The organism is Mesoflavibacter zeaxanthinifaciens DSM 18436 (assembly GCF_000422365.1).
Taxonomy (GTDB): Bacteria; Bacteroidota; Bacteroidia; order Flavobacteriales; family Flavobacteriaceae; genus Mesoflavibacter; species Mesoflavibacter zeaxanthinifaciens.
Genome location: NZ_KE383820.1, coordinates 157,392 through 181,027, shown reverse-complemented (window position 1 = coordinate 181,027; position 23,636 = coordinate 157,392). Strand labels below are relative to the sequence as shown.

The following is a 23,636-nucleotide window of genomic DNA, read 5'->3' as shown; positions in this document are numbered from 1 at the left end:
TTTTATGAAATATAGTGGGCGAAAATACCATTTTCTATTCAATAATAAAAGTACTTTTTATAATAAATAATCAAATAATAAATTAAGCAGCTATTATAAAGATTTTCATGTAGTTGAAGCTAATCTTCTTCTTTAATTTTTAAGGCTACTAAATCTATTTTTGTATTGGATACTTCTAATATTTTGAATTCGAAATTGTCAATAGTTACGATTTCGTCTTGTTGCGGAATTTCTTCTGTAAAGTCTACAATTAAACCGCCTAAAGTTTCATAATTTTCACCTTCTGGCAAGTCTATTTTATAGGTTTCGTTAATGTAGTCTACTTCTAATCTTGCAGAAAACACAAAATTATCTTCATCTTTTTGTTCTTCAATTAAATCTACGCTATCATGCTCGTCTTCTATCTCTCCAAATAATTCTTCTACAATATCTTCTACAGTCATAATACCAGATGTACCACCGTACTCATCCACCACAACTGCTATACTTTTTCGTTTTTTGATAAGTACATTTAAGATATCTTTTATAAGCATGGTTTCTGGAACCAGCTCTATAGGCATAATCATAGAGCCTATATTTTTTGGCTTTTTGAATAAATCGAAAGAATGTACGTAACCTAAAATTTCGTCTATAGTTTCTTTATAAATTAAAATTTTAGAATAGCCTGTTTCTGTAAATAATTTGCTTAAATCGTCTACAGAATCATGAAGTTCTAGCGCTGTAATTTCGGTACGAGGTACCATAACTTCGCGTGCTTTTACTTCGGAAAACTCTAACGCATTTTGAAAAATTTGAATTTCGGTATCAATTTCTTCATGTTCTTCTACGCTTTCCATTTGCTCACTAATATAGTTACCTAATTCTACTTTTGTAAAAGCTAGTTGAACTTGATCGCCTTCTGTTTTGAAGAATTTTTTTAGTACCACATCACTAATCCAAATCACAAAATCTGAAATAAAAGTAAAAAGCACATAGAACAAATACGCTGGAAATGCTAGTATTTTTAATAGTGAATTGGCATAAATCTGAAAGAATACTTTTGGAAGAAATTCTGCAGTAAACAGTATAATTAATGTTGAAATTATGGTTTGGGTCAACAAGTTTAAATCGGTTAACAAATAGGTTACAAATCCGCTTTCTGAAGGCAAAAAGCTTTGAAACCACTGCACCAACAAATCTCCCATAAACAACCCATAAATAACTAATGCTATATTATTACCAATAAGCATAGTTGCAATAAATTTGGAAGGTTTAGCAGTAATTTTTGTTAGTATTTGCGCTAAAAAACCTTCTTGCTTTTTTTCAATTTCTATATGGATTTTGTTTGAAGACACATAAGCAATCTCCATACCCGAAAAAAAAGCCGATAGCAATAATGAACAAACAATAATTATTATTGAAGTTGCCATTATTTATTGTTATCAAATTTATTGTTGAATTTCTTTCTAAAAAAGAACATAAATACGGCTAAAGCCGCTAAGAATAATGAAAGGTATTTTACTTGTCCTGTACTATTGTATTCTGCAAACGCATCATAAACAAACAATACAGCAAATACGATATATGCGTATTGAAATAATTTAAATAATTTCATGTAATGAATTATAATTTAGGCTGTAAAGATACTAAAAAAGTAAAAGGTGCTACAATTATTCTGTAACTGCAAATTGACCGGTAACTCCTAAAACTTCGGCTTTATTAAAATCTCTATCAGAGTCAAAACCTTCGCCATTAGTTACGTAATCTTTAGATCTAAAGGTAACAGGTAAGTTTGTAAATAACCATTGTTTGGTTTGGTCGTAATATAATTGCTCTGCATAAAGTGTATCTTTTTCTGGAGTTGCAGCAACAACATTACCTCTTAAATCTATTAAATCTGTTTCGTTATAAACAATAGCATAATCTGAAATAATTGTTGTTCTTTGATTTTGCTTATCGTATAAGTAAAGTAAAATTCCATCAGGAAATTCGCTATAGGAAAAATTACGATTACTATAATCGTACATTTTTGGACTTATTAAATTAGCTGCTAAACGACCAGAATCTGTATATTTTACATTAATACTATCTGAAATACCTACAGGCTCGTTAGCAGACATATCCATTTTTTTAATGTCCTTTAAATTGCCTTTACATGCAAAAAACAAAGTCATAGCAAATGCTATGACTGAGTTTTTTATGATATGTAAGTTTTGATTTTGCATTATAAGCTTGGTACTGTTACACTTCTACCAATCCAACATCCAATTTTTATAGTCTGACCTTGGTTACCTTCGTTAAAAATCTGAGATTTAGAAGGTGCTTTTGCATTATAACTCTCTGCATATTTAGCTCCAGCACTACCTGCTTTTGAAGCCTCTTGAGCAGCTAACCAGAATACAGCTTGCTTATTAAAAGTTGTATCACCACAGCTATTTGCACTACTAGCATACATAGAAGCTATATAGATATGAGGTGTTTTATCTGATGGATTTAGACTTAATGCTTCTTGGAAGTATTGTCTTGCTTTACCAAAGCTACCTCTTTTCTTAAGGCCTAATGCAATCTTCTTAACTAACTTAGACTTTTTAAACGGATCTGTTTGTAAGTTTAAAGACTCTGTTAAATATCTTTCTTCTCCTGTTTTTAAGTATAAGTAGTATGCTGTATCTGCATCTGGAGATAACTCATATTTTCTATTTACTATTTTAATGAATAATGGGTCATCTGTACACTCTTTTTGATACATTTTATTTAATGCTCTTTGTAACCATTCTGCATTATCTTTATTAGCATCAAAGTTTTTAGTATAAAGCGGTATTAAATTATCACAATTTGCTCTTTTACCTAATTGAGAGTCTATACCATCTGCTACTTTACCAAAAGCATCAATCATTTGACCATGATATTTTTCATACTTAACTTCTCTCTTAGATAAAGCAGTACCAGCATCTTTTTTAGCTAATAACTTGTTTAACTTGTTAGTGTTATCTTCTACTTCGTATTCAATTTTTTCTGCAACATCATCATACTTATCAAATAACTGTTGTGCGGTCATACTTCCTGCATCATATAAATCTACAGCTAACTTAAAGTATAAATAAAGACCTTTTGTACTAGTAAAGTTTTCTTTATCTGTTTTGTAAGCGTTATCAAAACAATCATATAATTGCTGAGTAGATAAACCTAAAGCTTCTTTATTGTCGTACTTAAGAAGACATGCGTCTACCATTACTTTACCCGCTTCAGTTTTACTTGGGAAGTATTGAACTCTATCATTCCACATCTCTGTTAATTCTAAGATGTAAGTTTTTTTATCTTCTTTAGTTTCAACAAAGTTTTCTAAAATTTTCTCTCCGTATTGATAAATAGCAAGATTATACTTTGGGCAGTTTTCTCTTAACCATTTAAATGGCGCATATGCAGCTTCATAGTTTTTAGCTTTAGCAGCTTCTGCCATTAAAGATAATTTTGTACCACACTCTTGTTCGTTTTGAGAAAAACCAAAGCTTAAACTAAAAAATAGCGCGATTAGTAATGTAATCTTAGTTTTCATAATTATTAATTTTTATCTTGTTTTAGTTGTATTTTCTTTTTTGGAACCACCAATCGTTTAACGATAAACTTATATTGATATTAACAAAGTTTTCTTTTATTAAGTTAGCATCTGTTGTCCCTCGTTTTCCAAACTCTAATCCTATATTTGCGTTAGAAAATGGTGTTCTTGGTGTTCCTACTGGTAATCCTACTCCAAAAGACATGCCAAACTCATTTATAGTTTGATTATTGATATTTAAACCAGTATTTTCAAATCGCAATCCTGCTCTGTAAACTGTTTTCTTCCAGTAACTTGAAAACGCGTTATACTCTGGTATGTAGAATCCACCGATAGATAGTTTTGATGCGTCTTCAAAAGTCGTACCTGTATTTGCGTAAAGTGGATTGTTAAACTTACTAGTTTGTTGTGCTGTATATTCTATACCTGCAAACCATTTACGTGGTTGTCCTAAACCAACGCCAATACTATACTTAGATGGTAACGTTAATGTTGTTTCATCTAAATTATTTGCTTCTAAGTCTGCATCAAATTGATTTATAAAAGTTTCGGTACCATCATCAAAATTTATTGTTACTGTAGAAAATAGTCTTTCGTTTTTTGATGTTAAATTAGACTCTGGCGCATAAGTAAAAGAAGATTGTATTTCTAGTTTATCTGAAATCATCTCTCTAAAATGCAATCCAAAATTAAAACTTAAACCGCTTAAGCTAGAAGAGTTTGTTTCTTTAGAGTGATATGATAATAAATCTCCTTCTGTGTTATATCCGTAAACAAGCGTTGAGTTTTCTATATTACCAAAGTTATAATCTGCATTTGCACCAATACTTAAGGATTTTGTTAATTGATATCCTGTAGATAAAAATACTTTGTTAACTCCTCCGCTTCCTTCATATCTAGCTTCTGGATTACCATTATCTAAAAAGTTGTTTAATTTATAACCTACAGAACTGTAAGGTAAAAGTCCAAACCCAAAACCAAACTTATTTATAGGTACAGAAAGTGCTAAATAATCAAAAGAAGTTGTATTAGATTTATCACTACTAGAATTTGATTTTAATGTTGATGCAGAGTGACTTCCTCCAACTGTATACTTTACAGGTCTACTTTCATTTTTAAAACTAGCAATGTTATTATCTCCAAAAGTTGCTGGATTTGTAAAGTTAATATGTATACTGTCTTTATAGACAGCCATTCCTCCCATACTTCTATTCTCTACAGATCCTTTAAACTTCAAACTTCCTATTCCATAAAAAGAATATGGAGATCCGCCTCCTTGTTGTGCTTTACTTTGAATTGCTATTAATGCAATAAAAACTATTAAAAGTTTTTTTATCATTCGCTTATGTTGTTGAGTAAAATAAAATTCAAGCCTTCCAGCAAGAAATTTGAGTTGGCAAATATGCTACTTTTTAATTGTTTAGACAAAAAATTAGCATCTCCGCCTGTTAAAATTATTGTTAAATCACTAAATTTTTCTTTGTATTGGGCTATTATCCCATCAATTTCTACACTTAATCCATTAACAACACCGCTATTAATTGATGTTTTGGTTGTATTACCTGTAATACTTTCAATCTCCTCAGTTTCTAATAACGGTAATTTGGCTGTTTGATTATGTAAAGCCTTGTAACGCATTCTTAATCCTGGTGAAATTGCGCCACCTAAATATTCATTTTTAGAATTAATAAAATCGTACGTTATACATGTACCAGCATCTATAACTAATACGTTTTTATTAGGAAATTGATTTACAGCACCTGCTATTAAAGCTATTCTATCAATACCTAATGTATTTGGTGTTGCATATAAATTTTTAAAAGGAATTTTGGTTTGATGTGAAAGAAATAAAACCTGATAATTTTTAGTTAAATACGCTTTTATGTCTTCTCCCAAATTTCCTACAGAAGATACTATTACATGTTTAATATCTTTATAATCTTTATTTAGATTATTTACTGCTTCAATCAAACCTTCTTCTAAAACAACCTTTTTAATCAAAAGTTTTTTTTCTTCAAAAACAGCAAGCTTTATACTAGTATTTCCTACGTCAATAATTAAGTTCATACAATTACCAAAAGTGCCAAATTTACAAAACCGAATCATAAATTTTCTTAATTTATTTATAATATTGAATTAGAGACAAATACACATTCAAACAATGAAAGTTTTAAAACAAATTTTATTTTTTCCATTTTTTGTTTTGTCAGTTTTAAAAATGAATATATATTTGCATCCGCAATAATGCAACTGGTGCCTTAGCTCAGTTGGTAGAGCAAAGGACTGAAAATCCTTGTGTCCCTGGTTCGATTCCTGGAGGCACCACCACTAAAAACCCGAACAATTTGTTCGGGTTTTTTGGTTTTTACAATCTTCTTTTAAAAAAAATGTAATAAGCCAATATTTTTTTCGACATAAAACTGTAATTTCACTTTTTACGTAACTAAATACAAACACCAATTATGTCAAAAACTTACTATGATCCTACCGATTTAAGAAAATTTGGAAAAATCTCTGACTGGAACGAAGAGCTTGGTTCTAAATTTTTCGATTATTACAATACCGTTTTTCAAGAAGGCGCATTATCTGAAAGAGAAAAATCTTTAATCGCTTTAGCTGTTGCTCACACAATTCAATGCCCATATTGTATTGATGCATACACTGGAGACGGTTTACAACGCGGAATCACTAAAGAAGAAATGATGGAAGCCTTACATGTTGCTGGTGCAATACGTGGCGGCGCCTCTTTAGTACATGGTGTGCAAATGATGAATAAAGTGAATAAATTAGAAGGTTAATTTATGTCTAAATTAAAAACTCAATCTTTACATAAACGCGATAGTGAATTAGCAAAAACCAATAAACAGCTAGAGATTTTGTCAAATGGCATTTTTGCTAATGGCGAATTACCCACTTTTAAAGATAAAATTGCAGAAAGCAATCAATTTCCCCTTAAACCAAAACCTTTAGAAATCTTACAAATTAATGTAGGATATATGTGCAATCAAGTTTGCGAGCATTGTCATGTAGATGCCGGACCAGACCGTAAAGAGATTATGACGAAAGAAACTATGCAACAATGCTTAGATGTTATAAAATCTACAGGCGCACATACTTTAGACCTTACTGGTGGCGCACCAGAAATGAATCCTAATTTTAGATGGTTTGTAGAAGAGGCAGCTAAAGTAGGAATTAAAGATTTTATTGTTCGCTCTAACTTAACTATTATTCGAGCTAATAAAAAATATCACGATTTACCAGAGTTCTTTAAAAAACATAACGTACATGTAGTATCGTCAATGCCACACTGGACAAGAGGAAAAACAGATAAACAACGTGGCGAAGGTGTTTTTGACCAATCCATACAAGCTCTAAAAGATTTAAATGCTGTTGGATATGGTATGCCAGACAGCAATCTAAAATTAGATTTAGTTTATAATCCATCTGGCGCTTTCTTACCGGCTAATCAAGCTGCAATGGAAAAAGATTTTAAAAAGGCTTTGCTTGAAGATTTTGGTATTCAATTTCATAATTTATTTTCAATCACTAATTTACCTATTAGCCGCTTTTTAGATTTCCTAATTGCTAGTGAAAATTATGAAGATTACATGTACGCTTTAGTAGATGCATTTAATCCTTCGGCAGTAGCAAATGTAATGTGCACAAATACACTATCTGTAAGTTGGGATGGTTATTTATACGACTGCGATTTTAATCAAATGCTAGATTTAAAAGTCGCTAGTAAAACTAAACATATTAGCAACTATAATGAAGAAGTTTTACAAAACAGAGATATCATAATTTCTCAACATTGTTATGGTTGTACTGCTGGCGCAGGAAGTAGTTGTCAAGGTACTGTAGCTTAAAATGAAAGTCGTTTTTTTATACATATTTACCTTAATAGGAGTTCAAAGTTTTGGGCAAAAAACTTTAAATGATGTATTGAAAAAACACAATCGTTCTGATATACCTTACATTAGTGTACAAGAGTTAGCAATGCCAAAAACCAAAGCTAAAATTTTGGACGCTAGAAGTTTTGAAGAATATAAAATAAGTCATCTAAAAGATGCTGTATTTGTAGATTTTGAAAATTTCGACATAGAAAAAACAGCTCAACTTATTTCTGATAAAAACGAAATAATTGTCGTGTATTGCTCTATTGGTGTACGATCCGCAAAAATTGCTCAGCAATTAAAAGATGAAGGTTACACCAATGTTTTCAATTTGTATGGTGGTATTTTTGAATGGAAAAATAACAATTTTTCAGTTTTTGATTTAAATGAAAAAGCAACTGAAAAAGTACATGTTTACGACAAAAATTGGTCTAAATGGTTAACTAAAGGTGAAAAAGTTTTTTAAATGAATCAGAAAAATCTCATCATAACATTCACACGTAATCCAGAATTAGGAAAAGTAAAAACAAGGTTAGCTAAAACTATTGGCAATCCTTCCGCTTTAGCGATATATAAAAAATTATTAGAGCATACCGAAAGTGTGTTGAGACCATTAACCTGCGATAAAGCTGTCTATTATTCTGTAAAAATTAGAGAAAACGACGTTTGGGACAACTCTATTTATCAAAAACATCAACAACACGGTAATGATTTAGGTCAAAGAATGGCAAATGCTTTTAAACACGGTTTTGAAAATGATTATGAAAAAATAGTTATAGTTGGCAGTGACCTTTACGACTTAAAAATAGAACACATTAACCAAGCGTTTGAAGCTTTAGAAGACAATGATGTCGTGCTTGGACCTGCCGAAGATGGCGGTTATTATTTATTAGGAATGAAGGTATTACACGCTAAATTATTTCAAAATAAAAATTGGGGAACAAGTAGCGTTTTAAAAGAAACTTTAGACAATTTAGAGCAAGAAAATGTATTTTTGTTAGAGACCTTAAACGATATTGACGTTTATAGCGACATAGAAAAATATAACGATTTAAAAGCATTAATTAAACCATGATAAAATACATTAATAAAACTGTAGATTATTTAAAAGATAAAGGATTTGAACAACCAGAAATAGGGATTATTTTAGGCACTGGTTTAGGACAATTACCAAGTCATCTAGAAACCATTGCAGAAGTAAGTTATAATCATATTCCGCACTTCCCTACAGCTACAGTCGAGTTTCATAAAGGCAAATTAATTTTTGGTAAACTAGCAGGCAAAAAAGTAATTGTCATGCAAGGTCGTTTTCATATTTACGAAGGGTACACCTTACAAGATGTAACTTATCCTGTTAGAGTGATGGAAAAATTAGGTATAAAAACTTTATTAGTTTCTAACGCTGCTGGAGCTATAAATTTAGATTTTAAAAAAGGCGAACTTATGTTAATAGACGATCATATTAACTTACAAGGTAGTTCGCCATTAGCTTTTCAAGGTGTAGAAGCTTTAGGAGAACGCTTTGTAGACATGAGTGCTCCTTACAATTTAGACATTAACAGCGCAATAAAAACTATAGCGAAAAAACATAATATTTCTTTACATGAAGGTGTGTATGCAAGTGTTGTTGGTCCGCAATTAGAAACTAGAGCAGAATACAGAATGCTAAAAACTATTGGCGCAGATGCTGTAGGAATGAGCACCGTACCAGAAGTTATAGTCGCAAATCACTTAAATTTAAAAGTTGCTGCAGTCTCTGTATTAACAGACGAATGTGACCCAGAAAATTTAAAACCAGTAGATATACAAGAAATTATAGCTATGGCTAACAAAGCCGAACCTGATATGATTACTTTATTTAAAGATTTAATAGAAACATTATAATAGTTAGTAGTTTTTCAGCACTCAGTTTATAATTAAAACTAAAGACTGATTTCTACCAACTGCATACTTAAACTATGAGTTACTTAAACACCACAAAAGACGTTTACAAAGAAGCTGCACTAACACCAGATGTAGGCTTATGTTGTACTACAAATCCTATTTGGGAATTACCAGGATTAAAAATCCCAAAAATTATGCAAGAGATGAATTATGGTTGCGGATCAACCGTTCATCCTCGAGATTTAACTAACAGTCCAAAAATACTTTACGTTGGTGTTGGTGGCGGAATGGAGTTACTGCAATTCGCTTATTTTTCTCGACAAAAAAATGGCGTTATCGGTGTAGATGTTGTAGATGAAATGTTAGACGCTTCACGTAAAAATTTTAAAGAAGCCGAAGCTCAAAACACTTGGTTTAAAAGTGAATTTGTAGATCTTAAAAAAGGAGATGCTTTACACTTACCTGTTGAAGATAATAGCATTGATGTTGCAGCGCAAAACTGCTTATTCAATATTTTTAAAGCTGAAGAATTAAAGAAAGCAATAGACGAAATGTACCGTGTTTTAAAACCTCATGGTCGTTTAGTGATGAGTGATCCAACTTGCGAACAACCAATGAATGATACGTTACGCAACGACGAAAGATTACGTGCGCTTTGTTTAAGCGGTAGTTTACCAATTGCTGAGTATGTAAAAGCTTTAACCGATGCTGGTTTTGGAACTATCGAAATTAGAGCCCGAAAACCATACCGTATTTTAGACCCAAAACATTACCCAACAGACGAGCTAATCTATATAGAATCTATAGAAGTAGCCGCTATAAAAGATCCAATGCCTGCAGATGGACCTTGCATTTTTACAGGTAAAGCAGCTATTTATTATGGTGAAGACGATTATTTTGATGATAAAGCTGGTCACGTTTTATTAAAAAACCAACCATTGGCTATTTGCGATAAAACTGCTGGCGCTTTAGCTAGTCTTGGCAGAGATGATATTTTTATTAGCGAATCTACCTTCCATTACGATGGTGGCGGATGTTGCTAAAATTTCTGCGAAAGCAGAAATCTAAAATTCAAAAAACGTCTAATTAAAACTTAAAATTATTATGAAACACTTTATTTATCTATTTATTTTTAGTTGGACGTTTTTTGGTTTTTCTCAAGATTTAGATCATAAATTATGGTCAGAATTATTATCTAAACACGTTTCAGAATCTGGAGAAGTAAATTACAAGTCTTTCAAAAAAGATTCTGTAAAACTTAAAGACTACATATCATATTTAGCTAAAAATACGCCTTCAGATGATGCTACTAAAAATGAAAAATTAGCCTACTGGATTAATCAATACAATGTATTGACTGTAGATTTAATTGTGCGTCATTACCCAATAAAATCTATCAAAGACATAAAAAATCCTTGGAAACAACGATTATGGAAAACTGCAAATCTCAGTTATAATTTAGATGAAATTGAACACGATATTCTAAGAAAAATGAACGAACCTCGAATTCATTTTGCTATTGTTTGCGCATCAATTTCTTGTCCTAAACTTCAAAACAAAGCTTTTAAAGCAAATACTTTAGATGCTCAATTAACTAAAGCAACAAAAGAATTTTTAGCTGATAATACAAAAAATGAAATCACTAAAAATCAATTAAAACTCTCTAAAATTTTCAAGTGGTTTAGAAAAGATTTTGAAACTAACGGATCTGTTATTGATTTTATAAATCAATACACTTTAACTACAATTTCTAAAGACGCAAAAATTAACTATCAAGATTATAATTGGAATTTAAATGAATAGAATTTCTATTATAATTCCTATGTTAAATGAAGCAAAACACATTGGCAAATTGCTTCAATATCTTATTGAAAATGCTAAACAAAAGGACCAATTAGAACTTATTGTTATAGATGGAGGAAGTACTGATAATTCGGTTGAAATAGTTGAGAAAATGATTAACGACGCATCAAGTGATTCTGATTGTAATGAAGCATTGAATCGAGATGCTAGAAAAGTTCTCGATACAAAATTTCCAACAGAAAACTTCACTCGAACTGACGCTGAAGATAGAACAAAAATTGTCTTATTGAATTCCAAAAAAGGACGTGCCAAACAGATGAATATTGGCGCAAAAGCTGCTACAGGAACTATATTATATTTTTTACATGCCGATTCTTTTCCTCCAAAACACTTTGATCAATTCATTTTAAATGAAATACAAAAGGATAATCACGCAGGTTGTTTTAGATTAAAATTTGATAGTAACCATTGGTGGCTACGTATGGCTGGATGGTTTACAAAATTTAATTTTAAAGCATGTCGTGGCGGCGACCAAAGTTTATTTGTTTCAAAAGCATTGTTTAATAAAATTGGTGGTTTTGATGAGTCTTATATTATTTATGAAGACAATATTTTTATAAGTCAGTTATATGATTGCAATCAATTTATTGTAATTAACACACCTATAATTACTTCTTCAAGGTTATATAAAAAACATGGTGTGTTTAAACTTCAATATCATTTTTGGATGATATATTTAAAAAAATGGCTTGGCGCTTCGGCTATAGATTTGCACAAGTATTACAAGAAGCACATTTCTTAAAAATATTGGCCAATACCAAACACAAAACCTCTTGCATCGTTTTTAGAAATTCCGTAACCGTAATCAATTCTAAATACAGCATTAAAAATAGTTTTATGTATAAAACGTAATCCTAGACCAGGAAAAACTCTAATGTTATCTGAAGTTACAAAATCGGTAAAATTCCCTCCAGGATTTCGCCAACTTCCAGCATCTACAAATGCATTACCTTGCAACACAAACCAACCTTTTTCATATAAAGTACGTCTATATTCTGTATTTAAAACTATTGCTCCTGTTCCACGATCTATGGTGTTACCAACACCTCTAATATTTAAATTATTATCTAAAGAAAACGGTGCAAAAGCACTATCATTATTAGTAGCCAAACCTAATCGTAATCTTGATGCCCAATTGCCTTTTTCTCCTACTTTTTTGTAATAGTTAAAATCGTTCCAACCTATTAAAAATGTTGGTAAGACATCATTATTAGACATTACATATTGCAGATTTAGCAAACTTTTAAAACCTGTTACGTATTGATATTCAAAATCAAGATTATTATACTCATAAAGTCCTTTAACCATCACTTTATTAGCACTAATATTTTTAAACTGGTTTGAAATGGTTTGATCCTCTAGATAATCGTAATTCTCTTTAAATAAGTTTAATCCTAGTTCTAGTCGATTATTAAAATCTGGCTGATATAAACCAAGTACCTCATAAGATGTATTTTGATATTTATAATTTACAGTTCCTGAATTAAAAAACACTGGTTCTTGTGTTTGCCAATCCATATGATTTACTGCAAGACCAAATTTCCTATTAAACAAAAAAGGCGCTCTAAAATTTACACCATATGAGCTATAAATATCTTTTTGATAAAAACCACCAAAAGTCATGTTTTGACCAAATAAGTTAAACTCGTACAATCCTAATCTGTACGCAAACTCATCATCATTAGATGTATACACATTTACTGAAGGAATAATTGTAAAATTTTCTTCTACAATGTAAACCACTTCATAAGTACCGTCTTGTAGTTTTTTAGTTGTATAATTTGCATGAGCAATAGATGGAAGGCGTTTTAAAAGCTTGATATCTTCTTCTATTAAAGTTGAATCTAACACAGATTGCTCTGAAAGCCGAGAAACTTTATTTATAAAAGAAGTCTTTAGTTTTTTATTACCTTCAATTTTAAAATTTGAAACGTTTTGAGAAAAAGCGATTGTAAATAGCAATGAAAATAAAATGGTTTGTAAATATTTTATAGACATATTAATGATGTTTAGTTAGTATCACTCAATTTGATAATTATTAGTCTTAACTATCTTTACAACCTTACGTTTAAATACTTAACTAAACCTTTAAGCTTATTTTTTTCTTTTAATTAAACGATATGGATTAGTATTTCTTCCAGATTCGTTAGGATACATTTTGTAAACTTCATCGCTTTGAAATACCTGTTTTGTATCCAAATCTATTGCCGATAATTTACCCGTAAATGCTGCACCAGTATCTACATTCCAAATATTAACAGCGTGCATTGGTTGATTTTGAGAAAACCTGATAGTTGGTGTATGACCAATAAAAATTTCGGTGTAATGTTTTAATCGGTTTGGGTATAATTCTGAGTCTTTTTCAATGCGTTTATCCATGGTTATTGCCATTTCCCAAAGTGTACGATCGTAATAAAAATTCTCAATCTGGTATTCTCTTTCAACACCATGAACAGATGTAAATCCTGCATGAATAAACAGCCTATCATGTTCATCTAAGTGATACATTTGCATTGCTTCAAAAAATTGTAAGTGATACTGCTTTTCTTCATCAGAAAAAGTATTATAACTTTCAATAGTTTCTTTTCCACCATGTTGATACCAAGATTGATTAATCAAGTTTTCTCTAAGCCAATCTTCACACCAAGCGTCATGATTTCCTTTTATAAAAATACAAGTATTAGTTTTAGACAATGCTATTAAATATTGAATTACTTGAGCAGATTCGCTCCAACCATCTACGTAATCTCCTAAAAAAATAAGACAATCTTCTTCTGAAACTTTTGCGCGCTCCAATAGTTGAATTAGCGCTTTTAATCCGCCATGTATATCTCCAATAACTAATGTTCTCATAGATTATTTTTTATAATATTGCCTAATAATATCTTCGGCAGGTTTATTTTGTGGTGTAAACATGTTGTCTTTTGCTCCTCCAGATTGCTCATAATTATGAAACCACTTCCAGACAAATCCGCCTGCAAACCAATCTTCTTCCCAAAAGGTTTTAAATAAAGCTTTTGTAGTATTTACTTGCGCTTCTAGGTTTGGATTAGCGTCGTAATTACCGGTTAACCATGGTTTTTTTCCAGAAAAATCAAAACTACGGTAACCAAATTCGGTAAACAAAATAGGCTTTTTTGTGGTTTTTTGAACATTTTTAATATCTGATAAATGCGCATTCCAACCTTGCAAACAATCTTCTACAGTTGGTGTTTTTAAATCACTTACAGGAAAATACGCATCTATTCCAACGTAGTCTAAATCTGCCCAAAATGGTGTTTTTGTAAACTCGTTCCAATTGGCTGCATATGTAAGTTTACCTTTGTAAATCGTTCTAATTTTTTTAATTAATTGCGTCCAAAACTTTGGTCGATGTGTTACAAAATTTTCAAGTTCTGTACCAATGCAAAGCATTTCGGCGTTGATGTCTTCGGCTACTTTAGCAAAATCTAAAATAAAGTTTTCGTAAGTCTGTTCTAGTTCTTGCCATTCTTCTTCACTTTTCATTTTTATAAAACCAGTAAAAGCACCATGAGAAACCCATATTTGAGGTTTTATCATTACTTTAATTTGTTGTTTTTTAAGTGCTTTAATGTACTGTTTTACACCTTTATCAGTTTCGCCAAACCATTGTCTATCGGTATTATAAATAATTTCTGGATGTTCTAAACTTTTTATAAATCCAAATGGCATAATCGCAGCATAATTAGCATTTAAATTTACTACTGGTTTTGTATGTTCTTCTGAAATACTATCGCGAGAAGCCACAAAACTTACACCATTAATTTTTTCTGTTTTAGGCAAAGTCATGCTACACGAAACCAATAATAAGACCATACACAAAAGTGAAAAGTGCTTCATAACTGTTAATTTATTTATAAATTTAAACAAAGTTGAATAATGTAATTAAGGTTTTAACAAAAGCTTCGACTTAAAGCCTAACTAAACTAATTGTATGGAACACATAGCCATAATAGGTAATGGAATATCTGGCGTGACTTTAGCAAGACACATTAGAAAATTATCTGATAAAAAAATCACTATTATTTCTGCTGAAAGTGATTACTTTTTTTCGCGAACGGCGTTAATGTACGTCTATATGGGACATATGAAGTTTGAGCACACACAACCTTATGAAAATTGGTTTTGGAAGAAAAATAATATCGACTTAAAAAAAGGCTACGTCAACAGTATTGATACCGACAATAAAACAATTCATTTTACAGAAGGTGACCAAATGAGCTATGATAAATTAGTCATCGCAACAGGTAGTAAACCTAATAAATTTGGTTGGCCAGGAGAAGATCTAAAAGGCGTACAAGGCTTGTACAGTAAACAAGATTTAGAAAACCTTGAAATTTATGCGCCTAACAACAAAGTCTGTAAACGCGCCATCATTGTTGGTGGCGGATTAATTGGTATTGAACTGGCAGAAATGTTGAATTCTAGAAATATTCCTGTGACTTTCTTGGTGCGTGAAAGTAGTTTTTGGAATAGCGTTTTGCCAGAAGGCGAAAGCCAAATGATAAACAGACACATTAAAAATCATCATATCGATTTAAGGCTTTCAACTAATTTAAAAGAAATTATTTCTGATGAAAACGGAAAAGTAAAATCCATCATTATTAAAGACACTGGCGAAGAAATTCCTTGTGATTTTGTAGGCTTAACTGCTGGTGTTTCACCTAATATTTCTTTTTTAAAAGAAAGTAATATTGAAACCAACAAAGGCGTTTTGGTGAATCGTTTTTTAGAAACCAACATTAAAGATGTGTATGCTATTGGTGATTGTGCCGAACAGCGCGAAGCGATTGGTAATCGTAGACCAATTGAAGCGGTTTGGTACACAGGACGTATGATGGGCGAAACTTTAGCACAAACCATTTGTGGCAATAAACTAGAATATAAGCCAGGACATTGGTTTAACAGCGCAAAATTTTTAGATATTGAATACCAAACCTATGGTTGGGTTCATGGTAAAAAAGGAAAACCGGATTACGAAGCTCATTTTCACTGGAAACATGAAGACGACACCAAATGTATGACCATAGCTTATCACAGAGACACTAACGAGTTCTTAGGCATCAATACCTTTGGCATAAGAATGCGACACGAAGTTTTTGACAAATGGCTTACCGAAAAACGCGATTTAGACTATGTCATTAATCATCTAGAACAAGCCAATTTTGATCCAGAATTTTACAAAAGATTTGAAAACGAGATAAAAGAAACGTACAATAACACCTTACAAACTAACTAACATGAGCTTAAAATTAAATTACAGTATGTCTTTAGCTAATTCTTACGGATTAACAAAAACTCAAAAAATAGCGTCAGCAGTTGGTATGTTAGGTTTTTTTATTTTGGTGTTAGCATTATTTAATGTTCAATTCCCTAACAAGACTATAGCTTCGTCTATTGCTTTAACCTTAATGTTTATTGGGACTATATGGTTTTCTAATAGTTTATACTTAAACAAATCTAAAGGCATTAAAAATGATGGTGTTTGGTTTAAATCTTTATCTTCAAGAGGTTTAGTCGGTTGGCTAATTGGTGTCGTTTTAACCTTATTTTACATTGTACTTTATTTTTACCCTCAATATTTAGGATTAGCTCAAAAAGGTGAAGAAAACACAGGTTTAGTTGCTCTTTTTGATCCTTTAAGTCAGCTTTTAAGCGGAAGAAACGCCAGTCAATGGTTTGTATACGGTACGCTATATACAGTTGCGATTTTGGTCTTTGGTTATAAATTCATTTTAAAATATAGACATAATCGCTATGAGCAAATCCGCACTATTTCGGTCATGTTTTTTCAATTGGCTTTTGCGTTTTTAATTCCAGAATTTATGTACGTAATGAATAGCGATTTACCTTACTACGATTTAAAAAACATTTGGCCTCTTAATTATTATAATTTTGAAAGTTATCGCGTAAAAGCATTTATAAGCGCAGGAAACATTGGATTAGCGATGCTAATTTTTGGTATCGTTTCAATATTTGTTATTACACCTATTTTAACTTATAAGTACGGTAAACGTTGGTACTGTTCTTGGGTTTGTGGTTGTGGTGGATTAGCCGAAACAGCTGGTGATAGCTTTAGGCAATTAAGTGACAAATCTCAATTTGCTTGGAAAGTAGAGCGTTGGGTAATTCACTCGGTTTTAGTATTTGTTGTACTTATGACTACAGCTGTAATACATAGTTACTTAGGTAATGATACTAGCAAGTATTGGCTTACCAAATCATCGTTTTTAATTTTTGTTGCATCGTTTTTAACTATCATTTTTACTGGCACAATGATTTTTAAAAGAAATGAACTAGCAAAAGATGCTAAATATGGTGCTATTGGTTACTTTGTAATTATCATGGCGTTATTTGTTTTGCACTATTTTGGTAAAGACAATTCGTTATTTTTATTTAAATCTGAAAGTTTAAGAAAAAGCTACGGATTTTTAATCGGTTCTATATTTTCTGGTGTTATTGGTACTGGCTTCTACCCTATTTTTGGCAGTCGTGTTTGGTGTAGATTTGGTTGTCCTATGGCGGCAATTTTAGGATTTCAGCAACGTTTATTTTCAAAATTCAGAATTACTACCAACGGTGGACAATGTATTTCTTGCGGAAATTGCTCTACCTATTGCGAAATGGGAATAGATGTACGTGCTTATGCTCAAAAAGGCGAAAACATTGTACGTTCTAGTTGTGTTGGCTGCGGTATTTGTAGTGCAGTTTGTCCAAGAGGCGTTTTAAAATTAGAAAACGACAGCATGAAAGGACGTATAAACCCTAACGAAATCCTTCTTGGAAACGATGTAGATTTAATGGATTTAATAAATAACAAATAATCCAAAAACAATTGTATTTTTGCGCTAAGATTAAATGCCTAAATGCCCAAAATAAAAGTCATTATTCCTGCTTTTAACGAGCAAGACTCAATTGCAAATGTTATACAAGACATTCCTTCTTTAGTAGAAGAAGTTATTGTAGTTAGCAACAATTCTACAGATCTTACAGAAGTTAATGCAAAACATGCAGGTGCAACCGTATTAACAGAAAACAGAAAAGGTTATGGTTATGCGTGTTTAAAAGGTATGGATTACATCTCTAAGCAACAGTCTAAACCTGATATTATTGTATTTTTAGATGGTGATTATAGTGATTATCCAGAAGAGCTTACTAAAATAATTGCTCCTATTATTGAAGATAATATTGACTTAGTTATTGGTAGTCGTGTTAAAGAATTAAGAGAAGATGGTGCTATGACACCTCAACAAATCTTCGGAAATTGGCTAGCAACCAAATTAATGTCACTTTTTTTTAAGGCTAAATTTACAGACCTTGGTCCCTTTAGAGCTATTAAGTACGAAAAGCTGTTAGCCCTTAATATGGTTGACAAAACGTACGGTTGGACAGTAGAAATGCAGTTAAAAGCATTAAAGCAAAAACTTAGTTATACAGAAGTACCTGTAAACTACAGAAATAGAATTGGTGTCTCAAAAGTTTCAGGAACCATAAAAGGTAGTATATTTGCAGGCATAAAAATTTTGTCCTGGATTTTCAAATATAGTTTTAAATAGTGATTTTAGAAACCACATTAATAGTCATTTACAGCATTTCGCTAATTTTAATATTCATGTACGCGTTAGCGCAATTAAACTTAATGTTTAATTATTTAGCGGCTCAACGTAAAAAGGATAAGTGTCCAAAATTCAATTTAAATAATCCAGAAGAAGTACCTTATGTAACCATACAACTTCCTGTATTTAACGAGTTGTATGTTATGGACAGATTATTAGACAACATTGCTTTAATAGATTATCCAAAGGATAAATTAGAAATTCAAGTTTTAGATGATTCTACTGACGAAACCGTAATTACAACAAAAGCACACGTAGAAAAGCTTGCAGCAACAGGATTAGACATCAAACATATTACCAGAACCAACAGACAAGGGTTTAAAGCTGGTGCATTAAAAGAAGGATTAGAAATTGCAAAAGGAGAATTTATTGCCATTTTTGATGCCGATTTCTTACCAGAACACGACTGGTTACAAAAAACAATCCCATATTTTAAAAATGATAAAATTGGTGTTGTACAAACACGTTGGGCACATATCAACCGCGATTATTCAACATTAACAAAAATACAAGCATTTGCTTTAGATGCACATTTTACATTAGAGCAAGTTGGACGTAATAGCAAAGGTCATTTTATCAACTTTAACGGTACTGCTGGCGTATGGCGTAAAGATTGTATTATTGATGCAGGAAATTGGGAAGGCGATACACTTACCGAAGATTTAGATTTAAGTTACCGTGCGCAGCTTAAAAACTGGGAATTTAAATATCTAGAAGATGTCGAAACACCAGCCGAATTACCTGTAGTTATCAGTGCAGCAAGATCACAACAATTTAGATGGAATAAAGGTGGCGCAGAAAACTTTAGAAAAATGCTTTGGCGCGTTTTAACTAGCAAGAACATTTCTGCTAAAACCAAATTACACGGTATTTTACACTTGTTAAACAGTACCATGTTTTTAAACGTATTAATTGTTGGTATTTTAAGTATACCAATGCTTTACATTAAAAACGAATATGCACATTTAAGACCATACTTTTACATTATGAGCTTTTTTGTAATGAGTACTATTATCTTCTTTGTTTGTTATTGGATAATGTACAAACGTAGTCATGGCAATACGTTTAAAGATTTTATCAAATATATTGGTATGTTTTTTACGTTTTTCTCTATCGCAATGGGCTTTTCTTTACATAATTCTATTGCAGTTTTAGAAGGACATATTGGTAAACGAAGCGAGTTTGTACGTACGCCAAAATTCAACATTAGTTCACTTAAAGATAGCTGGAAAGGCAATAAATACTTACGTAAAAACATAAGTATTAACGTTGTTTTTGAAGGTCTTTTAATGCTTTATTTTGCTTTCGGAATGTACAGTGCATTCATAGTTGGTGATCAAGGTGGTGATTTTGGATTATTCCCTTTCCACTTAATGCTTACAATTGGTTTTGGATTTGTATTCTTTAAGTCTTTAACTTCAAAAGCTTAGTTTTTTTTGGGCGTTACCACAAGTGGTCGCGCTATCCATTACTAGTTTTGGCTCGATGCAAGCCTCGCCAAAAGCTAATCATTACTATCGCTAACGCATGTACTTGCCAACAACAAGTTCTAAACCTACTATAAAGCTTACTTTACAGCTTTATTAGCTATATTTGAGTAATGCAAATCAACACGACATTTTTCAAACTAAATAAGATTTCAATACTTCTTACGTTTGCTTGTTTATTATTCTATTTTAGTTTTGCCTATAATTTAGCACGGACAGACTATATTAAGCTTATAACACTTTACGTAGCTTTATTTATAGTAAGTTATAAATTAATACAAATAACTAGTGGTAACTTTAAGTTTTTACTTGTAGCAGCCATTTTATGTCGGCTTGTGTTTTTATTAGCAACTCCTAATCTATCACAAGATTTTTATCGCTTTATTTGGGACGGATACCTTAATCAATTAGGTATCAATCCATACCTATATTCTGCTACCGAAATTATTAATCAAAACTTAGTGTCTAACATTCCAAATCAGCAACAACTTTACGATGGTATGGGCTGGCTTAGTCAAGGTAACAACAGTAATTATCCGCCTATTAATCAGTTGTTTTTTGTACTTGGTAATTGGTTTCCGGGAAGCAGTATACTAAGTTCTATAATTGGAATGCGCGTATGTATTATCCTTGCTGATATTGGAGTGATATTTTATGGTAGAAAATTATTAAAAGCTTTTCAACTTCCAGAAAATTCTATTTTTCTATATGCGTTAAACCCTTTAATTATTATTGAATTAACTGGTAATTTGCATTTTGAAAGCATAATGATATTTTTTATCATATTTAGTCTTTACCTTCTTCATAAAGACAAATGGTTTTGGTCTGCTATATGTTTTGCATTTGCAATTTCAACAAAATTAATACCTATTTTATTATTACCATTTTTTATAAAATGGTTTTTAAAACACCACAACTTAAAATACTTAATTGGTTTTTATTTAGTTATTGGTATTACAGTATCACTATTATTTTTACCCTTTTTAAGCTCTGATTTTATTACAAATTATTCTAAAACAACAGCGCTTTGGTTTAATAATTTTGAATTTAATGCTAGTATCTATTATATAGCAAGAGCTATTGGATACAGTATATCTGGATATAATCAAATTGCTATTATTGGTAAATGCTTAGCACTTTTAATTTTTATAATTGTTTGGTCTTTAGCTTTGTTTAGAAAAGTAAATAATATGCAACAATTAATAGTTAACATGCTTTTAGGCTTGACAGTTTACTTTTTATTAAGCACTACCGTTCATCCATGGTATTTAGCTACATTGGTACTTCTTTCGGTGTTTTCTAACTACAAATATGTAATAGTCTGGAGCTTAGTTATCGTGTTAAGTTACCTAGCATATGCAAATAAAGATAATACCGAAAACTTGTGGTTAATTGGTATTGAATATTCTATCGTATTTCTATTTATTATTGGTGAAATTTTCAACCTAAAAACTATAAAAAACATTAAAATATAACAGCATTTTAACGCAAATGTTAAAATAATTAGGAATAGTGTATTTTAACATTTTGTAACTTTATGATACTTAATAAATGGTTAGCTAACTAGCCAATCTAAAACAATTATCATGAGTTTAATATCAGAAAACGTTATCCCTGGTAACCATGGGAAAGTATTTGAAACCAATGCAAAACAACTTGAAGATTTAGAGTTAATTAAAAACGCTGCTTTAAGAGTTGACGGTGTAGAAAAAGTGATTATAGATGCAGATACCTACCCAAAACAATTTACGGTACAAACCTCTAAATTAGTAGAGGTTATTACGATAGAAAACGAGATTAATAAAACTGGTTTTCATGCCATTCCTAAATCTATCTTTCCTTTATAAAAAAAGCGCCTAAAAAGGCGCTTTTTAAAATTCAAATAAATAGTGTAAAACTATTGCTTTACATAAATTTTGTATGTGTTTGGAGCTAACTCAATTGCATCGCCTTTTAATTGGATTGTTTGATTAGCAATGTAATCTAAATAACTTCCTTTTTGAGGTATGCTAGTTTTAATACTTTCATCTGAAATGTTTGCAATAAAAACAACCTCATCATCACCTTTTGTTCTGCTAAATGCAATCACACTTGGTCCTGCGTCTATTGCATTGTAAGCAGCTGCGTCTTTACCTCCGTTTAAGGCTGAATTTGTATTTTTTAATTCGCCTAAACGTTGTAATAACGTAAAGTAATCCCCTTTAGTTTTAGGGATGCTATCTTTTTCAAAAAACAATAATCTGTGATCTAAATCATACTCTTGCCCAGAATAAATTAAAGGCATACCAGGCATGGTATAAGTTAAAGCTGTAAATAGCTCTTTATTATTTGGCATTCGTTCTCTTAAAGTACCTGCCCAAGAGTTTTCGTCGTGATTTGTTACAAAGTTCATGTTGATATCATCGTCTTGCAACACTGTATCTTGCTTTTTAATATACGCTTGAAAATCGTCAGCATTTTTTTCTCCTTTAGCTAGTTCATTTAATAAATGATGTCCTTCCCAAGCATACTGCATGTCAAATGCCTTTTCTAACAATGCTGGTTGTTCTGCTTCTGCAAGCATAAAAACAGGTTTTATTTGCTTTAACTCTTTAGTCACTTCTTCAAAGAAATCTTGTGGCACTTTGTGCGCAACATCCATACGGTAACCATCAATATTAGCTTCGGTTAACCAATATTTTAGATCGTTAATCATTTCTTTACGCATCTCCGTATTATCATAATTTAAATCGGCAACATCAGTCCATCCCCAAGATTCACCTGTTTCAGGATTGATTGGATCTATAATTTCTCCTTTATCGTTTTGAGTGTACCAATCTGGATGAGCAGTAATCCATGGATGATCCCAACCTGTATGATTTGGTACCCAATCTACAATTACATAAATTCCATTATCATGTGCAGTATCTACTAAATTTTTAAAATCTTCTAGATTACCAAACTCTGGATTTATGGCTTTATAATCTGATACAGAATAGTAACTACCTAAATATTTTTCGCGTTCTTTTTCATCTTCAATATCGCTAGTAAATTGACCATCTGTAGCCTTTCTTTTAACTTTAGAGATTGGATTTATTGGCATTACCCAAATCACTTTTATACCTAAATCTTTTAAAACAGGCATATCTTTAGTAAACGCATTAAATGTGCCTTCTGGTGAGTATTGACGTATATTGACTTCGTAAATAATTCCGCTTTCTATATCTTCTTCTGTAATAGGTTTAAATGTGTCTTCTTGATTCGTTGTTGCTATAGATTGTTTTTGCTCTTCTTTACAAGCAAAAAACATTGTTAATACAACTAATAGGAATATTTTTTTCATATGTATTATTTGTTT

General features: G+C 31.3%; 24 protein-coding genes and 1 tRNA gene. 15 read left to right on the top strand and 10 right to left on the bottom strand.

Translation table 11 applies throughout. From position 1 onward, the window contains the following. Nucleotides 1–119 precede the first annotated feature (119 nt). From H574_RS0112935 to H574_RS0112910, 6 genes are read right to left on the bottom strand one after another with little or no spacing between them, the layout of a single operon-like run. On the bottom strand, nucleotides 120–1,409 hold the full coding sequence (locus tag H574_RS0112935; protein ID WP_027880984.1) for a hemolysin family protein: 1,290 nt from the start codon (nucleotides 1,407–1,409) through the stop codon (nucleotides 120–122). Further along, nucleotides 1,409–1,594, bottom strand: coding sequence for a hypothetical protein (locus tag H574_RS0112930; protein WP_027880983.1), 186 nt, complete (start codon nucleotides 1,592–1,594; stop codon nucleotides 1,409–1,411). Before H574_RS0112930 ends, H574_RS0112935 begins: the two co-directional genes overlap by 1 nt. 55 nt (nucleotides 1,595–1,649) lie before the next feature. Continuing rightward, nucleotides 1,650–2,204, bottom strand: a complete 555-nt coding sequence (lptC, locus tag H574_RS0112925) for an LPS export ABC transporter periplasmic protein LptC (protein ID WP_027880982.1) — start codon at nucleotides 2,202–2,204, stop codon at nucleotides 1,650–1,652. Further along, entirely contained in the window at nucleotides 2,204–3,535 is a 1,332-nt protein-coding gene (locus H574_RS0112920) for a hypothetical protein (RefSeq protein WP_027880981.1), read from the bottom strand. Before H574_RS0112920 ends, lptC begins: the two co-directional genes overlap by 1 nt. A 22-nt stretch (nucleotides 3,536–3,557) precedes the next feature. Beyond that, nucleotides 3,558–4,874, bottom strand: coding sequence for a BamG family beta-barrel-assembly machinery protein (gene bamG, locus H574_RS0112915; RefSeq protein WP_027880980.1), 1,317 nt, complete (start codon nucleotides 4,872–4,874; stop codon nucleotides 3,558–3,560). Then, nucleotides 4,871–5,602: a type III pantothenate kinase gene (locus H574_RS0112910; RefSeq protein ID WP_027880979.1), complete on the bottom strand. Its 732-nt coding sequence runs from the start codon at nucleotides 5,600–5,602 to the stop codon at nucleotides 4,871–4,873. Before H574_RS0112910 ends, bamG begins: the two co-directional genes overlap by 4 nt. A gap of 185 nt (nucleotides 5,603–5,787) precedes the next feature. Between H574_RS0112910 and H574_RS0112905 the strand changes: the two genes are divergently transcribed. The 9 genes from H574_RS0112905 to H574_RS0112865 all read left to right on the top strand — a co-directional run bounded on the left by H574_RS0112905 (nucleotide 5,788) and on the right by H574_RS0112865 (nucleotide 11,917). Next, nucleotides 5,788–5,863, top strand: a tRNA-Phe gene (locus H574_RS0112905). A gap of 134 nt (nucleotides 5,864–5,997) precedes the next feature. Continuing rightward, entirely contained in the window at nucleotides 5,998–6,333 is a 336-nt protein-coding gene (locus tag H574_RS0112900; RefSeq protein ID WP_027880978.1) for an arsenosugar biosynthesis-associated peroxidase-like protein, read from the top strand. 3 nt (nucleotides 6,334–6,336) lie between these two features. Further along, nucleotides 6,337–7,401 carry an arsenosugar biosynthesis radical SAM (seleno)protein ArsS gene (gene arsS, locus H574_RS0112895; RefSeq protein WP_027880977.1) on the top strand — a complete coding sequence of 355 codons (1,065 nt, stop codon included), beginning with the start codon at nucleotides 6,337–6,339 and terminating at the stop codon, nucleotides 7,399–7,401. Between the two features lies 1 nt (nucleotide 7,402). Continuing rightward, entirely contained in the window at nucleotides 7,403–7,894 is a 492-nt protein-coding gene (locus H574_RS0112890) for a rhodanese-like domain-containing protein (protein ID WP_027880976.1), read from the top strand. Then, on the top strand, nucleotides 7,895–8,503 hold the full coding sequence (locus H574_RS0112885) for a TIGR04282 family arsenosugar biosynthesis glycosyltransferase (protein ID WP_027880975.1): 609 nt from the start codon (nucleotides 7,895–7,897) through the stop codon (nucleotides 8,501–8,503). Further along, nucleotides 8,500–9,312: a purine-nucleoside phosphorylase gene (locus H574_RS0112880; RefSeq protein WP_027880974.1), complete on the top strand. Its 813-nt coding sequence runs from the start codon at nucleotides 8,500–8,502 to the stop codon at nucleotides 9,310–9,312. The genes H574_RS0112885 and H574_RS0112880 overlap by 4 nt, the downstream gene beginning before the upstream one ends. Before the next feature lie 74 nt (nucleotides 9,313–9,386). Further along, entirely contained in the window at nucleotides 9,387–10,355 is a 969-nt protein-coding gene (gene arsM / locus H574_RS0112875) for an arsenosugar biosynthesis arsenite methyltransferase ArsM (RefSeq protein ID WP_027880973.1), read from the top strand. Between the two features lie 61 nt (nucleotides 10,356–10,416). Further along, nucleotides 10,417–11,115 (top strand): DUF547 domain-containing protein, encoded by a 699-nt coding sequence (locus H574_RS0112870; protein WP_027880972.1) that lies wholly within the window; start codon nucleotides 10,417–10,419, stop codon nucleotides 11,113–11,115. Further along, nucleotides 11,108–11,917, top strand: coding sequence for a TIGR04283 family arsenosugar biosynthesis glycosyltransferase (locus tag H574_RS0112865; RefSeq protein WP_027880971.1), 810 nt, complete (start codon nucleotides 11,108–11,110; stop codon nucleotides 11,915–11,917). The genes H574_RS0112870 and H574_RS0112865 overlap by 8 nt, the downstream gene beginning before the upstream one ends. On the opposite strand, the gene H574_RS0112860 is transcribed toward H574_RS0112865, so the two are convergent. The 3 genes from H574_RS0112860 to H574_RS0112850 all read right to left on the bottom strand — a co-directional run bounded on the left by H574_RS0112860 (nucleotide 11,914) and on the right by H574_RS0112850 (nucleotide 15,036). After that, complete coding sequence (locus tag H574_RS0112860; protein WP_027880970.1) at nucleotides 11,914–13,173, bottom strand: POTRA domain-containing protein; 1,260 nt, start codon at nucleotides 13,171–13,173, stop codon at nucleotides 11,914–11,916. The genes H574_RS0112865 and H574_RS0112860 overlap by 4 nt on opposite strands. A gap of 96 nt (nucleotides 13,174–13,269) precedes the next feature. Then, the gene (locus tag H574_RS14265) at nucleotides 13,270–14,028 is read right to left on the bottom strand and encodes a metallophosphoesterase family protein (protein WP_051169896.1); all 759 of its coding nucleotides are present in this window, start codon (nucleotides 14,026–14,028) and stop codon (nucleotides 13,270–13,272) included. Nucleotides 14,029–14,031: 3 nt separating this feature from the next. After that, nucleotides 14,032–15,036, bottom strand: a complete 1,005-nt coding sequence (locus H574_RS0112850; protein ID WP_027880969.1) for a glycoside hydrolase family 113 — start codon at nucleotides 15,034–15,036, stop codon at nucleotides 14,032–14,034. A gap of 94 nt (nucleotides 15,037–15,130) precedes the next feature. Here H574_RS0112850 and H574_RS0112845 point away from each other — a divergent pair, with 94 nt between their 5' ends. The 6 genes from H574_RS0112845 (at nucleotide 15,131) to H574_RS0112820 (ending at nucleotide 22,146) form a co-directional block, all read left to right on the top strand. After that, entirely contained in the window at nucleotides 15,131–16,435 is a 1,305-nt protein-coding gene (locus tag H574_RS0112845; RefSeq protein WP_027880968.1) for an NAD(P)/FAD-dependent oxidoreductase, read from the top strand. A gap of 1 nt (nucleotide 16,436) precedes the next feature. Further along, a complete protein-coding gene (locus tag H574_RS0112840; RefSeq protein ID WP_027880967.1) occupies nucleotides 16,437–18,020 on the top strand; it encodes a 4Fe-4S binding protein in 1,584 nt (527 codons plus the stop codon). Nucleotides 18,021–18,062: 42 nt separating this feature from the next. Continuing rightward, complete coding sequence (locus H574_RS0112835; protein WP_027880966.1) at nucleotides 18,063–18,752, top strand: glycosyltransferase family 2 protein; 690 nt, start codon at nucleotides 18,063–18,065, stop codon at nucleotides 18,750–18,752. Between the two features lie 56 nt (nucleotides 18,753–18,808). Then, a complete protein-coding gene (locus H574_RS0112830) occupies nucleotides 18,809–20,242 on the top strand; it encodes a cellulose synthase family protein (protein WP_221184965.1) in 1,434 nt (477 codons plus the stop codon). 170 nt (nucleotides 20,243–20,412) lie between these two features. Then, entirely contained in the window at nucleotides 20,413–21,774 is a 1,362-nt protein-coding gene (locus tag H574_RS0112825) for a glycosyltransferase family 87 protein (RefSeq protein WP_027880964.1), read from the top strand. 111 nt (nucleotides 21,775–21,885) lie between these two features. Continuing rightward, nucleotides 21,886–22,146, top strand: a complete 261-nt coding sequence (locus tag H574_RS0112820) for a heavy-metal-associated domain-containing protein (RefSeq protein WP_027880963.1) — start codon at nucleotides 21,886–21,888, stop codon at nucleotides 22,144–22,146. A 50-nt stretch (nucleotides 22,147–22,196) separates the two neighbouring features. Here H574_RS0112820 and H574_RS0112815 read toward each other — a convergent pair whose 3' ends face one another. Continuing rightward, nucleotides 22,197–23,621: an alpha-amylase family glycosyl hydrolase gene (locus H574_RS0112815; protein WP_027880962.1), complete on the bottom strand. Its 1,425-nt coding sequence runs from the start codon at nucleotides 23,619–23,621 to the stop codon at nucleotides 22,197–22,199. Between the last annotated feature and the right edge of the window lie 15 nt (nucleotides 23,622–23,636).